Here is a 14,664-nt window from a genome sequence, read left to right as displayed (position 1 = left end):
CGTTGGGGTGTGAGCACAGGCCAACCTCCCCAGCACGTGTGCTCCACCTTCGGCCTCCGTGAAGTCGATCCCATCCCACTCGGTGCGGATTGGGACGGCGGGTGGCTGTGTGGAGACGTTGTCCTTTCAGCAGTCGCGGATCATGCCCGCGCAGCGTGGTCGGCGAAGGTGCGAGAGAACCTCGAAGTCGACGGCGTTCGGCTGGCTCGACCGGTGCGTTCGACCGACGGTCGTTACGTCGTCTCGGGCTGGCGTGCCGACACCTTCATCGTCGGATCGCCGGAACCACGTCACGACGAAGTGGTCTCGATGTCCTGCCGACTGCATGCGGCGACGGCCTCGCTCGAGCGCCCGCGCTTCCTTGCGCAACCGCCCGTGCCGCCGTGGGCCGAGGTCGACGTATTCGTCGCCGCTGATCGCGCGGCATGGGAAACGGTTCCGCTGAGGATCGCGAAGGGCGTCGAGCAACTCGAGACGCCCACTCCTGACGGTCGCAAAAGTCTGGAACTGATCGCCGGGCTCGCTACTTTGCGTAAGCCGGTGCAGAGCCCGGACCAGCTCGTGCACGGCGATCTGTTCGGGACAGTGCTGTTCTCGGGCAGTATGGCGCCCGGAATCACCGACATCACGCCGTATTGGCGGCCGGCTGCGTGGGCCGCCGCCGTCGCTGTGGTCGACGCGATCTCGTGGGGCGGTGCCGACGAGGCACTGGTCGGCCGGTGGGAAGATCTCCCCGAGTGGCCGCAGATGCTTCTACGTGCGGTGATGTTCCGCTTGGCGGTTCATGTTCTGCATCCTCGCTCGACGGCGGACGCGTTCCCGGGGTTGGCCCGTACGTCCGACATCGTGCGCTTGCTGCTCTAGATCGGGGCGCCGGTACCGAAGTCCGAGACCAGGCCCTCGAACAGCTCGCGTGCGGCGTTCGAGGCGGCCACGGTGTTCCCGTCGACGACAGCGTTGACGAGGTTCGCGTGCTGCGAGTGGAATCCTTCGCCGGTTGCATCGATGTGCTGTTGGATCGTGGTCTCGATGACCGGGAGCAGGGAGTCGTAGAACTCCAGGTAGACCTCGTTGTGGCTGGCCGCGACGATTGCTCGGTGCAGGGCGACGTCCGCGGTGGTGGCAGCGTCGACGTCCTGACCCTCCCATGACGCGGTGCGAAGCTCGAGTAGCCGCGTCAGTTCGGCGATGTCGTCTTCGGTTCGCCGTGCGGCGGCGAGGGTGGCTGCAGTGATGTCGAGTGCGCGCCGAAGTTCGAGTACATCCCGCTGGTGGGCAGCGGCAAAGTAGTTGCCGAGAGTGCCACCGAGGTCGGAGACAGCAACGACGTAGGTGCCCGATCCCTGACGACGTTCCAGCATTCCGGCGTGTACGAGCGCCTGGACCGCCTCGCGCACGGTATTGCGACCGGTCCCGGTCAGCTCCGACAGTTCCGGTTCGGTGGGGATTTTGGAACCGATCGGCCAGGTTCCGCTCCGGATCTCGTTGCGGAGTTGTTCGGTGACCTGCGAGATGAGACTTGCGCGTCGAACGGGTTGCACGTGGTTGTTTCCTCGGGTCCGGGTAAGTGGTGTGAATGTGACGTTAGATTACCGCGCTTGTGCGAGTTCGTCCGGTCATCCTATGATTTCCCGGTGACTGCTCAACTGGAGAGAACCGAAACCCGCTCGTTGGTACAAGGCCGTGTGCTCGTCTTCGCTGCGATTGCGATGTCTGCGCTCGTACTTCGACTTGCGGTGACCTCGTTCTCGCCCTTGGCGGCCGAGATTCGCGACGAGATCGGCTTCTCCGCCTCGATCGTCGGTGTCTTCGGCATGGTTCCGACCGCAATGTTCGCCATCTTCGGTCTCATCACTCCCGCCATCGCGAAACGTATCGGGCTCGAGCGAACGGCCCTCGTTGCAATGCTCATGGCCGGCGTCGGAATGTTGTTGCGCGCCATGATGTCTCAGACATGGTCGTTGCTGGCCCTCTCGGCTCTGGCACTGGCAGGCATGGGAATCGGCAATGTCGTGATCCCGCCGTTGGTCAAGCGGTACTTCTCGGATCGCCTCGCCACCATGAGTTCGGTCTACATCGTGGCCGTGCAGATCGGCACCATCGTTCCGGCGTTCGTCGCAGTCCCGGTCGCCGACGCCTTCGGGTGGCGGTTCTCGATCGGCTGGTGGTCCGCCTTCGGCTTCGCCGCAGCAGTGCCGTGGTTGATCACCCTCGCTCGCTCGCGCAAGGCTCGCGCGAACGAAGCCGGGTCCGTCGAGAATTCATCGGATTCGGTTGCGGCAGTGGCAGAACAGCCACGCGGTCAGGTCTGGCGTTCTCCCGTGGCCTGGGGGATGGCCGGCATGTTCGGCATGACCTCACTGATCACGTATTCGATGTTCACGTGGATTCCGTCGATCCTTCGTGACGCCGGAGCCAGTGATGCCTTCGGCGGAACGATGGTCGGAATGTTCTCGGTGATCGGGCTCGTCGCAGCGTTCGGTGCACCGACGCTGTGCGCCCGCATGGCCAATCCCTTCCCTGTCGTGATCGCGTGTGCCGTCTGCTACCTGGTCGGCATGGGCGGGCTGTACTTTGCCCCGATGGCGGCGCCGGTCGTGTGGGTTGTCGTCCTGGGCCTCGGCCCGAGCACGTTCCCGATGTCGCTCACACTGATCAACCTGCGTACTCGTTCACACATCGGTTCCTCGGCACTGTCCGGCTTCACCCAGGGCATCGGCTACTCCGTTGCCTGCCTCGGTCCGCTCCTGTTCGGCGTTTTTCACGACGTGTCCGGTGGATACGCTGCGCCGTTCGGCCTGCTCGTCGTCGCTGTGATCGTGGTGCTCCTGGGCGCCTACCAGGCATGCAAGCCTCGGATGCTCGAGGATTCCTGGCACGCACCTGCGAAAAACTAGCTCACACCCGGTCTTGTTACCGGGTGAGGATCAATTGACTTCGCGGTCATCGCACGCAGCACCGGCGCAATAACCGTTTTCTACCTTTGGGTCTCCAACATATTCAGGAGGCCCTGGTGAGTCATTACATCGAGCATTGGGATGCAGAGGACGTCGACGCCTGGGAATCCGGCGGCAAGGACATCGCGAAGCGGAACCTGATCTGGTCAGTGGTAGCCGAACACGTCGGCTTCTCGATCTGGTCGATTTGGTCCGTGATGGTGTTGTTCATGCCGACGGATATCTACGGCATCGACGCGGCCGGAAAGTTCTTCCTCGTCGCAGTGCCCACACTTGTCGGGTCGGTCCTCCGTATTCCCTACACGGTTGCCACCGCACGGTTCGGCGGTCGCAACTGGACCGTCATGAGTGCGCTGTTCCTCTTCGTGCCAACACTTCTCACGCTCTACCTGATGATGAACCCGGGTGCGTCGTACACCACGTTCATGTTGGTAGCGGCCACTGCAGGTATCGGCGGCGGCAACTTCGCGTCGTCGATGACCAACATCAATGCCTTCTACCCGCAACGCCTCAAGGGGTGGGCGCTCGGTCTCAATGCCGGCGGCGGCAACATCGGTGTGCCGATGATTCAGCTGATCGGTCTGCTGGTGATCGCCACCGTCGGTAACCGCGCTCCGTGGATCGTCTGCGCCGTCTATCTCGTGTTCATTGCGGCCGCCGCCGTCGGTGCCGCGCTGTTCATGGACAACCTGGGCAACCAGAAGTCGGACCTGCGCTCCATGGCCAAGGCACTCAAGTTCTCCGAGTCGTGGGTGATCAGCTTCCTGTACATCGGTACGTTCGGTTCCTTCATCGGATTCAGCTTCGCCTTCGGTCAGGTTCTGCAGATCAACTTCCTCGCCGGCGGTGCCACTCCGGCCGCGGCGGCGCTGCATGCAGCACAGATCGCCTTCATCGGACCACTCCTCGGTTCGATCGCCCGGCCGCTCGGTGGCAAACTGGCCGACCGCATCGGCGGCGGCAAGATCACCATGTGGACGTTTGTCGCCATGGCATTCGCGGCATCGATACTCGTGACGGCCGGAACGATGGACGACAACACCGCGGGCGTCGCCAGCGCCGGAATCATGGTGACATTCGTTCTCGGCTTCATCGCCCTGTTCCTGCTCTCGGGCATCGGAAACGGATCCGTCTACAAGATGATCCCGGCGATCTTCGAGGCGAAGGCCCAGAGCTTCGACCACATGGATCGAAGCGAGAAGGCAACGTGGTCGCGCAGTATCTCCGGCGCTCTCATCGGATTTGCCGGTGCGGTAGGCGGTTTGGGCGGCGTCGGCATCAACCTGGTGCTGCGCGCGTCGTACAGCAGCCCCGCGAAGTCGGCGACCATGGCCTTCTGGGTGTTCCTGGCCTTCTACATCGCCTGCATCGCAGTCACCTGGTTCGTCTTCCTGCGCAAGCCGTCGACGCTGACCACAGACGTCGACGAGGCGAAGGTCGCAGTCACGGCGTGAGCGGTCCGCAGAATCTCAGAACTATCTCGTACCTCAGGAAGTAGGCGTCATGAGCAAGTCGGTTGTTGTCATCGGACACGGAATGGTCGGACACCGATTCGTCGAGGCACTGCGTTCGCGCGACGAAGCGAACAACTGGTCGGTGACCGTACTCTGCGACGAGCAGTACGCAGCGTACGACCGAGTCGGGCTGTCCTCGTACGTCGGAGCGTGGGACCCCAAGGAATTGGCACTGGCCGGCAACGATTACGACGGCGACAGCCTGGTCGACCTCCGTGTGGGGGAAGGCGCGCTCTCGATCGACAAAGATGCACGCACGGTCACGACGACAACCGGCGAGACGATCTCCTACGACGCTCTGGTGATGGCGACCGGTTCGTATCCGTTCGTGCCACCCGTGCCGGGGCACGAGGGCGACGGATGTTTTGTCTACCGCACCCTCGACGACCTCGACGGTATCCGGGCCGCCGCCGAGAAGGCTGGTCCTGGCGCTGTCGGCGTCGTGGTGGGCGGAGGTTTGCTTGGACTCGAGGCCGCAAATGCTCTCTCGCTCATGGGAATGACGGCACACGTCGTCGAACACAATGCGCGATTGATGCCGATGCAGGTCGACGAGGGTGGTGGCGCACTACTCGCTCGCCTCGTCACCGAACTCGGGCTCACTGTCCACACCGGTGTCGGGACGGCGGGAATTTCGCAGGCCGACAATGGAATCGTGGTCGAACTCTCCGACGGCTCCACCATCGACGCGTCGCTGCTCGTCTTCTCCGCCGGAGTACGTCCGCGTGATCAGCTGGCCCGCGACGCCGGCATCGCAGTGGGGGAGCGCGGTGGCATTCTGACCGACCTCGGCTGCGTGACGTCGGACGAGAACATCTATGCCGTCGGCGAATGTGCTGCGGTGGAAGGCCGTTGCTACGGTCTGGTCGCTCCCGGTTACACGACGGCCGAGATCGTGGCCGATCGTCTGCTCGGCGGCGCCGCGGATTTCCCGGGCGCGGACATGTCCACCAAGCTCAAGCTCATGGGCGTCGACGTCGCCAGTTTCGGTGACGCGATGGCGACCTCACCGGGCGCCCTCGAAGTCGTCCTCAGCGACGCGTCCAAGGGGACGTACGCAAAGCTCGTGGTCTCCGACGACGCGAAGATCCTGCTCGGCGGCATTCTTGTCGGTGACGCATCGGCCTACGCGTCGCTGCGCCCGCTGGTCGGTCGCGAACTACCCGGTGACCCGGCGACATTGATCTCGCCTGCGGGGGAGAAGCCGGGTGCAGGCTCGCTGCCCGACGACGCCGAGGTGTGCTCGTGCAACGCCGTGACGAAGGGAGCCATCTGCGGTGCAATCGCAGCCGGCGCATGCGACATCGCTTCGGTGAAGGCGTGCACCAGCGCCGGAACCACTTGTGGCGGTTGCCTTCCCACCGTGAAGCAGCTGCTGGCCGATTCCGGCGTCGTGATGTCGAAGGCACTGTGCGAACATTTCGCGCAGTCGCGGGCCGAGTTGTTCCAGATCGTCCAGTCGACGCAGACCAGAACCTTCTCGGCGCTGATCGCCAAGTACGGCAAGGGCGCCGGTTGCGACATCTGCAAGCCCGTAGTCGCTTCGATTCTGGCATCGACGGACTCCGATCACATCCTGCACCGCCAGCAGGCGTCGTTGCAGGACACCAACGATCACTTCCTCGCGAACATCCAGAAGAACGGTACGTACTCCGTGGTACCTCGGATGCCTGGCGGCGAGGTCACGGGTGAGCAACTCATCGTCATCGGAGAAGTGGCGCGAGACTTCGGCTTGTACACGAAGGTGACCGGCGGTCAGCGCATCGACTTGTTCGGTGCCCGCGTCGAACAGTTGCCCGCGATCTGGAAGCGCCTCGTCGACGCCGGGATGGAATCGGGTCAGGCGTACGGCAAGTCCCTCCGGACGGTCAAGAGTTGCGTCGGTTCGAGTTGGTGCCGCTACGGTGTCCAGGATTCGGTGGGTATGGCCGTCGACCTCGAGAATCGCTACCGCGGTCTGCGTTCGCCGCACAAGATCAAGTTCGGCGTCTCGGGTTGCGCCCGTGAATGTGCCGAGGCGCGAGGCAAGGACGTCGGCGTCATCGCGACGGAGAACGGTTGGAATCTGTATGTGGGCGGTAACGGCGGACAGTCGCCCAAACACGCTCAGTTGCTTGCCGGAGGCCTCGACGACGCGACCTTGGTCAAGTACATCGACCGCTACCTCATGTTCTACATCCGTACTGCCGATCGCCTCCAGCGCACGGCGCCGTGGGTCGAATCACTCGAAGGCGGACTCGATCACCTCAAGGCCGTGATTTGTGAAGACAGCCTGGGTATCGGCGAGGAACTCGAGGCACTGATGGCCAAGCACGTCGAGGGTTACCAGGACGAATGGGCCGGTGTGCTGGGTGATCCGGAGAAATTGTCGAGGTTCGTCTCGTTCGTCAACGCACCGGAAGAAGCCGACCCGACGGTTGTGTTCGACGAGACCGGAGTGCGCAAGGTTCCGGTCCTGATGGGCATGCCGAGCATCCCCACGCGCCGGTAATAGTCGCGTAACCCGTGGGAAACACGGGATCCGTAGAAACGTAGACAAGAACCCGCGCGACGTTGTCGCCGGATCGACAGGAGGACTTCGATGAGTGTCATCGATGCGCAGATCGCCAAGCTGGATTCGGATCGACTCGAATGGACGTCGGCCTGCCCGCTGAGCCATCTGATCCCTGGACGCGGAGTTGCCGTGCTTCTTCGCGGCGGCGAGCAGGTGGCGCTGTTCCTACTCGAGGACGGCACACTCCGGGCTGTCAGCAACTTCGATCCGTACGGCCGCGCCGCGGTGATGTCTCGCGGACTCGTCGGCGACCGGGACGGTGAGCCGATCGTGGTCTCGCCACTGCTCAAGCAGGCGTTCTCGCTGGTCGACGGCCGGGCGCTGGACGACTCGTCGGTTGCGCTGCCGGTGTACGGCGTTCGCGTGTGGGCTGGAGTCGTTCAGGTACACAGCTTGCAGATGCAGGGTGTTCGCTCGACTGTCGCCGATGCAGTCTCGTGAGTGACGACATGCCGTTGGCTGGATTCACGGTAGGTATCACTGCTTCGCGCCGCGCCGAGGAGTTCGCGACCTTGCTGACTCGTCGGGGAGCGGATGTCGTTCACGCTCCGGCGATTCGAATCATTCCGTTGGCCGACGACCGTGAGCTCGAAAGGGTGACACAGCAGATCATCTCGGATCCTCCCGAGGTGGTTGTCGCCACCACCGGGATCGGATTCCGGGGTTGGCTGGAAGCAGCCGACGGGTGGGGTGAGGCGGAAAATCTCGGATCCGCGTTGGGCTCGGCTCGTCTGCTCGCGCGAGGACCGAAGGCCAAGGGAGCAATCCGCGCGGCCGACCTTCGTGAGGAATGGTCACCGGCATCCGAGTCTTCCGCCGAGGTGCTCGAACATCTTCTGGCAGAAGGTGTCTCGGGAAAGCGGATCGCTGTACAACTGCATGGTGCGACCACCGAGTGGGAGCCGATTCCCGACTTCTGTCAGGTGTTGCGCGAGGCCGGCGCCGAGGTCATCGCGGTGCCCGTCTATCGATGGGAACCGCCGGAGGATCCGACGCTGCTCGACCGGATGATCGACGCCATAGCGTCAGCCGGAATCGACGCCGTCAGTTTCACCAGTGCACCGGCCGTAGCCTCGATGTTGATGCGCGCCGACAAGACCGGGGATCTCGGAGACATTCTCGACGCGATGCGGGGTCCGGTGGCGGCCATGTGCGTCGGCCCGGTCACCTCGGCGCCGCTCGAAGCGTTGAATGTACCGACCACAGCCCCGGCGCGGGCACGTCTGGGCGCGCTCGCGAGACACATCGTCGACGAACTCCCGCAGCGAGCCAACAAGATTCAAGCCGGCGAACACGAAATCAGCATTCGCGGCGGTTGCGTAGTCGTGGACGGTGAAGTGAAGCAATTGCCGCCGGCTGCGATGTCGTTGATCCGCACTCTCGGTGCCAGCCCCGGTCGAGTCGTCTCCCGCGACGAACTGCTGGCTTCTCTTCCCGGCGGCGGCGGCGACACCCATGCCGTCGAGACCGCCGTCGCCCGATTGCGCGCGTGCCTCGGCGCGCCCAAAGCCGTTCAGACGGTGGTCAAGCGGGGCTATCGACTTGCCCTCGACCCCGGCGACTACGTACAGAATCCAGGTGACTATGCAACGCGATGACGATGTCCTCGTCCTGGTAGCTCATGGCACGCGTAGTGCACGTGGCGTGGAAATGGTTGCCGCACTGGCCGACGCCGTCGGCACGCGCGTCGGACGCACGCGCGTTGCCTTTGTCGATGTGCTCGGTCCGTCACCTTCGGAAGTCCTCCGGGACACTCCGGGGCGAGCGATTCTCGTACCGGCGTTCCTGGCGTCCGGCTACCACGTTCACACCGATGTTCGACGCGAAGTGGCGATCAGTGAGCACTCGGCTGTGAGTGTGACGCCCGCACTCGGACCCGATCCGGCGCTTGCACGCGTGCTGCTTCGGCGCTTGACCGAAGCGGGGTGGAATCCGGGTGACGCGACAGTGCTTGCTGCCGCCGGGTCGTCCGATGCGCGGGCGCTGCGAGACGTCGAGCGTGCTGCGCTGATGCTTGCCGAAGCGGCGGGGACTCGTGTCGACATCGGGTACATCGCGACCGGGGAGCCGAAGGTAGCCGATGTTGTTGCAGCAGCACGCGTTCGCGGCGCGAAGCGAGTTTTTGTCGCCTCGTACCTCCTCGCGCACGGGCTGTTCCACGAAAGGTTGCACGCTGCAGGAGCCGATGGTGTGACCGAACCGCTCGGCGTCGATCCGGGAGTGGTGGACCTTGTCGTGAATCGGTATGAGAGTGCGCGAAGGGAAGTAGTATCGCTGCATGACGTCTCACTCCGTAACGCCGACGTATGCCGACCTGGTCGCAGCAGTTCGTGAATCCGACGTCAAGGCACAGGCTCTCATCGGTGCACTGACCGAAGAGCAGGCGCGGGAGCCCTCCGGGCTCCCCGGGTGGAGTCGGGGACACGTCGTGACGCACATGTCGCGCAACGCCGACGCGCTGGGCAGATTTGTTGCCGGCGTGCAGGGCGGCGAATCGGGGGAGATGTATCCAGGGGGGGCCGGATGCGCGCAATGCTGCAATCGAAGAGGGCGCAGATCGCCCGGCTGAATTGTTGGCCCTCGACTACCGCTTCTCGGGAACGAGGCTGGTCGACGCGTTGTGCGAGATCCCGACAGATCGACTGGACACACCGGTGCCGTGGCGCAAACCTGTGACGGCATTCGATCTACCGATCCTGCGCTGGAACGAGATCGAGATTCACCTGATGGACCTCGACATCGGTTACACCTGCCACGACTGGCCTGCCGAGTTCGTGGAATTCACTCTCGCCAGTCAGTTGGGCGCACTCGAGACGGCGGTCCCGGGTGTACGAGTGCCGTCACTGTCCGACGCGGAGACCTTGGCCTGGTTGGTCGGGAGGCCGACGAGGGTGGGGCTGCCGACTCTCCCTGCCTGGCCGTTCTGAGATGCAGCCGTTCTGAGATGCAGCCGTTCTGAGAGTTAGAACAGGGTGGGGGCGCTCACGTCGTTGCGTGCTTGGGCCAATCGCGCACTCCACCTTTTCACCAACCACATCTCGACGATCTCGGGTTGGGTGCCGGCGGCATAGGCCCAGCTGTCGAGAAGTTCGCAGTACCGGCGGTAGCGACGCGTCGTGAAGCCGGTGACGGAAGGATCCTCGAGCCAGCCCTCGTGGATGAGCGTCGAGACTCCGTACTGGTCGATCATCTGAGCGCGTCGGCCTTCGTCCTGTACGCCCACTGCCCACATGAAAGCGGCCATCAGCGATACCCCGACACCGGGGGTGAGTGGCCACCCGGACCAGGTGTCGCGCCGGACGACGGGCATCGACTTGTTTTTCGAGCAGTGATCGAGAATGGCTGTGATCTGGGTCAGCGGATCCTCGTCCTCGCGGTGATGGGGATTGAAGACGTTGGGGAACCGCCGTGTGAACCGTCGGCTCTCGTGCGAGCCCTGCCAGGCCGCGCAGAGAAACAGTAGTCCGAGGCCGTCGTGCTGGGCGACAACGAGATCGCTCGACGGGCGAAGGTCGTTGCGTTGAACGATGGCTCGGCCTTCGGTGATCACTTTGCCGTCGAGATCACGCCCGCGCAGGCTGATGGTGTGGCCGGCGTCCTTCAGGTGGGCGTTCCACCAATCCAGGTCGACGGTGGCTTCGTCGTCGAGGACGTGCAGTGGAAAGGTGCGGGAGCGGCACCACTCGACCAATGCGTCCGGCGGTTCGAATCCTTCGTCGACACGATTCATGGCGCGATGATCCCACGAGTCGCCGACAGTAATTCGTGCGACGCGCAGTCCACCGGGATGGAACCGGACACTCGCGGTACGCTCCGCTCATGAAATTCGCGTCCTCGCAGGTGCGGTCGGCGCTGTGGACGGTAGCCATCGCTTTGGCGGCCACGAGTCTGAGCGGATGTATCGGTGCCGTCGATCGGATGGATTTCGACAATCAGATGCGCGAACGTGGCGGTGGGATGACGTCGGAGTTGGTGCGAGGCGGGTTCGACAGCCTCGCACATAGATACGGCGTCGACGCGGTATCGGTGACCAGCATCGACATCAGCCCGATCGAGACGCTCGGAGTCACCGTTCGAGACCCCGGGAAGCCGACCCAGCTCGACAGATTCTCTTTCGACGGAGTCATTCTCGGCGAGCCGAGCCCCGTGCAAGTCAGTGTCACCGACGATCTCGATGCACGATCGTTCACGCTGGATCAAGTGCCGGCATTGACGAACCTCGAGAAGTTGGTCGACGACGCGCTGGAGAACAGCGGTGTCGACGACGGCGAAGTCACCGGGATCTCGGTCAGTCGCACCGAGGCGATTCGCGCATCCGTGATGGTGGAATCTCCACGCTCGCGGGCGCTGGTGGTCTTCGAGCCTGACGGAACTCCCTTCCTGGTGCACCCGCTGTGAGCCGCCGTATCGCTCCGTTGCTGATCTCCGTAGTGGTGATCGTGGTCGTGGGAATCTTTGCTGCACTACTGTCTTCGGTGATCTGGCCAGGACAGGTCGCTCATTTGGCGCCGATTTTCTGTGAAGCTCCCACATCGAGCGCGATGGTCGTCTCGGATACCTTTTCCGACGGCGACGGTACGTCCACCAATTTCACGCTGTATTGCGTCGGACCGCGCGGTCAGACCGTTGATGCCGGGTGGCTGCTGCCGTTCTTGGTGCTGTGGGGCGTGTATTCGCTGGTGCTTGCGATAGTGGTCGGCGTGGTCGGGGTCAACCGGCGTAGGCGCCCAAACGACTGACCCGATCAGCGTGGGAGGACAACCACTTCGGCGACGGCATCGTCTTCCGCGTGTGGCGGAACGAGTGCAAACGCGGAGCGCCCGATCAACCCCGCCAGGTGTGCGGTACGTACAGACGGTTCGGCGCGCCAGCGACCGTCGGCGGATTGTGTGACCGGCAGTAGGCGTACCGCATCGGAAGTCACCGCAGCGGCGTTCTCGATGATGCCGAGCAGTCGCGGTGGTGTGTCGCTTCCCGTCAAGGCGGCCACGACGGTGGGCAGCATCGTCAACAGGGTGGTCACTGCGGCGTACGGGTTGCCGGGGAGGCCGAGAACCACCCGACCACTGGGCAGGACAGCCGTTATCTGAGATCCGCCCGGGCGCGAGGCGACTCGCCCGACAATCGTGCGAGCGCCGAGTCGATCGAGCGCACTGCGCATTTCGTCGGCAGCGCCGCCGCCCGTGGCACCAATGACAACAAGCAGGTCCTGTTCAGTCGCATCCGCCAGTACACGCTCGAAACTGTCGGCCGTGTCCCTCAGGTGCGAATCCGCCACGCACCGTACGCCGTTGCTTTCCAGTAGGTAGGGGAGAATCCCACCGACGGAGTCGCGGGTCTGACCTTCACGCAGTGGACCGGTCCGCCGGATCTCGTCGCCGGTGACTGTCACGCGTGCCCGTACCGGACCACGGACGAGGGCGTCGAACACTTCACCGCTGGCAGCTGCGGAGACCACCGCCGGAGTCACCGCGGTACCAGTCGGGGCGATCGTGAATCCGGTGGTCCAATCTTCCCCTCGTGGTCGAGCGTCGTTGCGGTGCGGCGCATCCGGCAGTCTCCGTACCATCCGAGATGGCTCGTCGACGGACAGATACTCGTCACGAATCACCGAGGTGGCGCCGAGGGGCAGGTGTGCTCCCGTGGCAATGCGAATCGCTTCGCCTTCACCGAGTTCGAGTTGCCCGTCGGCGCCCGCGATACGGATCTCGGTGCGGATTCGCCAGGGACCCTCGCCGGAGACGGCGTACCCGTCCATCGCCGAGACATCGGATCGAGGAAGATCACCCAGGGCGACGAGAGGCTGCGCGAGCGTTGCTCCGAGACTGTCGGCGAGGGCGGCCCGGTGTGGTGACAATGCTGTCAGTGAGTTCCTGACGGCGGCGCGGGCTTGCTCGATCGTCAGGCGCGGATGGTTTCGCGCGCGGTCGATGTCCGCCGGTGTGTCGCAGTCAGTGGTGCCAGTGACACGCAGCGTCGAGAACGGTTCGGTGACAATCGCTTTCATAGGTTGATTCTCCAACCCCGAACTCTCCCGCAATGTGGACAGGCGTTGCCGGAGCTCGCGAAATGTCCACGCGGAGAGCAGGAATTGGGTTCGGTTGTTCTCGTCCACGGCACACGTCACCGGACTGTCCGTCGACGTGGCAGCTATCAAAGCGTCGACTGATACGGCCTCGATGTGCGGCAGATCGGACGCCAGGACCACCACCACGGCGTCGTCGGGTAACCGGGTCGCAGACAATCCGGCCCAGATCGCCTCGACAGGGCCGGCTCCGGCCGGAGTTTCCTGAGTTTGAGTGATGCCAGGATCAAGTTCAGGGCGATGTGGACCGACCACGACGACGGCGTCCAGATGCGCCGTCGCTGAAAGCGCGATGTCGAGGAGCCTGCGGCCGTGAACGAGCAGGCCGGGTTTGTCGACACCACCCATTCGGGTCCCGCGACCACCCGCCAGAATGAGGGCGGCGGTCGGCGGCGTGACGGTCATACCTCCATGCTGCCCCATCGCCCGCGTCACGACGACCGGTGACACGTGAATCAGAAGTGATACCGAGCTTTCTTCAGGTCGATCCGACCGTCCTTGATCGGCACGCCTTCGAGTTCGAGCTTGGCGATCTGACGATGAGCCAGGTGCGCCGACGGTTTGCCGGAGGCGCCGAGAACCCGATGCCACGGCAGGTCGGCAGAGTCCGTTCGCATGATCCAACCGACCGTGCGAGCACTGGAAAGTCCTGCAGCATCAGCGATATCGCCGTACGTCGCCACGAAACCGGCCGGAATCGACGCGATGAGGCGCCGTACCTCTTCGATCTGCTCTTCGGTGGTGGCTGCCATGTCGGTTCCTTCAGAGCATGCTGCGAACGAGGGCGGCGACTTCGTCGGCCCGCACGTGCGGGACCATGTGGTCACAGTCGAATTCGACACCGGTCAGATTTTCACCGAGGTGCTCGGTGAGCGCTGCCCGGAACTCGTCGGTGACGTACGGCGGTTGGACCTTCATCGCCTGAACCAGCACGGTGGGCATCGACGACGGAGGCAGCACGATCGGGCGAGCGAGTTCGCCCCACCCGGTCACGATCGCGGGCGTGGACAGGCGCCAGTTGACGCGTCCGTTGTCCAGTTCGATCAGGTGTTCCGCCATCTCGACGTCGAGGTCCTGGGTGGGAACCTCACCCCACGAGCCGTGAATCTTCTCGGAGTAGGCCTCTGCCGCATCGGTGTAATCCGGTGAGCCGATTGTGAGTTCGGCCACTTCCTGCATGAAAGTCGGATCCAACCCGATCGCCGGGTCGAGCAGGACGAGCCCACGAATGCGTTCCGGTGCGGTGGCCGCGAGGTGCAGCGCCAGCATTCCGCCGAAAGAATGCGCGACGATCACCACCGGTCCGGTGGCATGTTCGTCGAGCGTCTCCAGCAGGCTCGCCACGTGGGATTCGATGTTCCACGGAGGAGCCCAGGTGGAACGCCCGTGACCGCGTAGATCCGGCGAGATCCAGCGCGCTTCGGGCAGTTGGTTTTCGGCCATCGACTGCCAACGTCGGCCGTGACCGGTCAGACCGTGCAGCGAAAGGATCTCCGGTGCCCCGACGGGTCCGTAGAGATACGTATGGAGTGCAGACACGAGGTCAATCATGCC

16 protein-coding genes are annotated in these 14,664 nt (G+C 63.9%); 11 read left to right on the top strand and 5 right to left on the bottom strand.

What is annotated here, in order from left to right; translation table 11 throughout:
• Positions 1-9: 9 nt before the first annotated feature.
• Entirely contained in the window at positions 10-864 is an 855-nt protein-coding gene (locus ABH939_RS08655; protein ID WP_007731227.1) for a TIGR02569 family protein, read from the top strand.
• Here ABH939_RS08655 and ABH939_RS08650 read toward each other — a convergent pair.
• A complete protein-coding gene (locus tag ABH939_RS08650) occupies positions 861-1,541 on the bottom strand; it encodes a FadR/GntR family transcriptional regulator (protein WP_404649559.1) in 681 nt (226 codons plus the stop codon). The genes ABH939_RS08655 and ABH939_RS08650 overlap by 4 nt on opposite strands.
• Positions 1,542-1,634: 93 nt before the next feature.
• Between ABH939_RS08650 and ABH939_RS08645 the strand changes: the two genes are divergently transcribed.
• From ABH939_RS08645 to ABH939_RS08610, 8 genes are all read left to right on the top strand, one after another.
• A complete protein-coding gene (locus ABH939_RS08645) occupies positions 1,635-2,897 on the top strand; it encodes an MFS transporter (protein ID WP_404649558.1) in 1,263 nt (420 codons plus the stop codon).
• Positions 2,898-3,010: 113 nt separating this feature from the next.
• Entirely contained in the window at positions 3,011-4,411 is a 1,401-nt protein-coding gene (locus ABH939_RS08640) for a nitrate/nitrite transporter (protein WP_085989607.1), read from the top strand.
• A 49-nt stretch (positions 4,412-4,460) separates the two neighbouring features.
• Positions 4,461-6,962 (top strand): nitrite reductase large subunit NirB, encoded by a 2,502-nt coding sequence (nirB, locus tag ABH939_RS08635; protein WP_050654902.1) that lies wholly within the window; start codon positions 4,461-4,463, stop codon positions 6,960-6,962.
• Positions 6,963-7,052: 90 nt separating this feature from the next.
• Positions 7,053-7,466 carry a nitrite reductase small subunit NirD gene (gene nirD / locus ABH939_RS08630; RefSeq protein WP_003942316.1) on the top strand — a complete coding sequence of 138 codons (414 nt, stop codon included), beginning with the start codon at positions 7,053-7,055 and terminating at the stop codon, positions 7,464-7,466.
• On the top strand, positions 7,463-8,623 hold the full coding sequence (locus tag ABH939_RS08625) for a uroporphyrinogen-III synthase (protein WP_003942336.1): 1,161 nt from the start codon (positions 7,463-7,465) through the stop codon (positions 8,621-8,623). The genes nirD and ABH939_RS08625 overlap by 4 nt, the downstream gene beginning before the upstream one ends.
• Positions 8,610-9,359 carry a sirohydrochlorin chelatase gene (locus tag ABH939_RS08620; protein WP_404649598.1) on the top strand — a complete coding sequence of 250 codons (750 nt, stop codon included), beginning with the start codon at positions 8,610-8,612 and terminating at the stop codon, positions 9,357-9,359. Before ABH939_RS08625 ends, ABH939_RS08620 begins: the two co-directional genes overlap by 14 nt.
• Positions 9,304-9,594: a maleylpyruvate isomerase N-terminal domain-containing protein gene (locus tag ABH939_RS08615; RefSeq protein ID WP_244993289.1), complete on the top strand. Its 291-nt coding sequence runs from the start codon at positions 9,304-9,306 to the stop codon at positions 9,592-9,594. Before ABH939_RS08620 ends, ABH939_RS08615 begins: the two co-directional genes overlap by 56 nt.
• On the top strand, positions 9,494-9,952 hold the full coding sequence (locus tag ABH939_RS08610; protein ID WP_404649557.1) for a maleylpyruvate isomerase N-terminal domain-containing protein: 459 nt from the start codon (positions 9,494-9,496) through the stop codon (positions 9,950-9,952). The genes ABH939_RS08615 and ABH939_RS08610 overlap by 101 nt, the downstream gene beginning before the upstream one ends.
• A 35-nt stretch (positions 9,953-9,987) precedes the next feature.
• On the opposite strand, the gene ABH939_RS08605 is transcribed toward ABH939_RS08610, so the two are convergent.
• On the bottom strand, positions 9,988-10,755 hold the full coding sequence (locus ABH939_RS08605) for a hypothetical protein (protein ID WP_003942311.1): 768 nt from the start codon (positions 10,753-10,755) through the stop codon (positions 9,988-9,990).
• Positions 10,756-10,844: 89 nt separating this feature from the next.
• On the opposite strand from ABH939_RS08605, the gene ABH939_RS08600 reads away from it, so the two are divergent.
• Positions 10,845-11,423 carry a hypothetical protein gene (locus ABH939_RS08600; RefSeq protein ID WP_042922177.1) on the top strand — a complete coding sequence of 193 codons (579 nt, stop codon included), beginning with the start codon at positions 10,845-10,847 and terminating at the stop codon, positions 11,421-11,423.
• Entirely contained in the window at positions 11,420-11,764 is a 345-nt protein-coding gene (locus tag ABH939_RS08595; protein WP_007731243.1) for a hypothetical protein, read from the top strand. Before ABH939_RS08600 ends, ABH939_RS08595 begins: the two co-directional genes overlap by 4 nt.
• A gap of 5 nt (positions 11,765-11,769) precedes the next feature.
• Here the strand turns inward: ABH939_RS08595 and ABH939_RS08590 are convergent, their stop codons facing one another.
• Genes ABH939_RS08590 through ABH939_RS08580 form a run of 3 tightly spaced genes read right to left on the bottom strand, consistent with a single transcriptional unit; the run spans position 11,770 to position 14,661 of the window.
• Positions 11,770-13,515, bottom strand: coding sequence for an NTP transferase domain-containing protein (locus tag ABH939_RS08590; protein WP_007731244.1), 1,746 nt, complete (start codon positions 13,513-13,515; stop codon positions 11,770-11,772).
• Between the two features lie 50 nt (positions 13,516-13,565).
• On the bottom strand, positions 13,566-13,862 hold the full coding sequence (locus ABH939_RS08585; protein WP_003942322.1) for an MGMT family protein: 297 nt from the start codon (positions 13,860-13,862) through the stop codon (positions 13,566-13,568).
• A gap of 10 nt (positions 13,863-13,872) precedes the next feature.
• On the bottom strand, positions 13,873-14,661 hold the full coding sequence (locus ABH939_RS08580; RefSeq protein WP_054187621.1) for an alpha/beta hydrolase: 789 nt from the start codon (positions 14,659-14,661) through the stop codon (positions 13,873-13,875).
• Positions 14,662-14,664: the final 3 nt, after the last annotated feature.

The sequence above is a fragment of the Rhodococcus sp. 27YEA6 genome (assembly GCF_044908235.1).
GTDB lineage: Bacteria > Actinomycetota > Actinomycetes > Mycobacteriales > Mycobacteriaceae > Rhodococcus_F > Rhodococcus_F qingshengii.
This window is presented reverse-complemented; position numbering and strand designations above follow the sequence as displayed.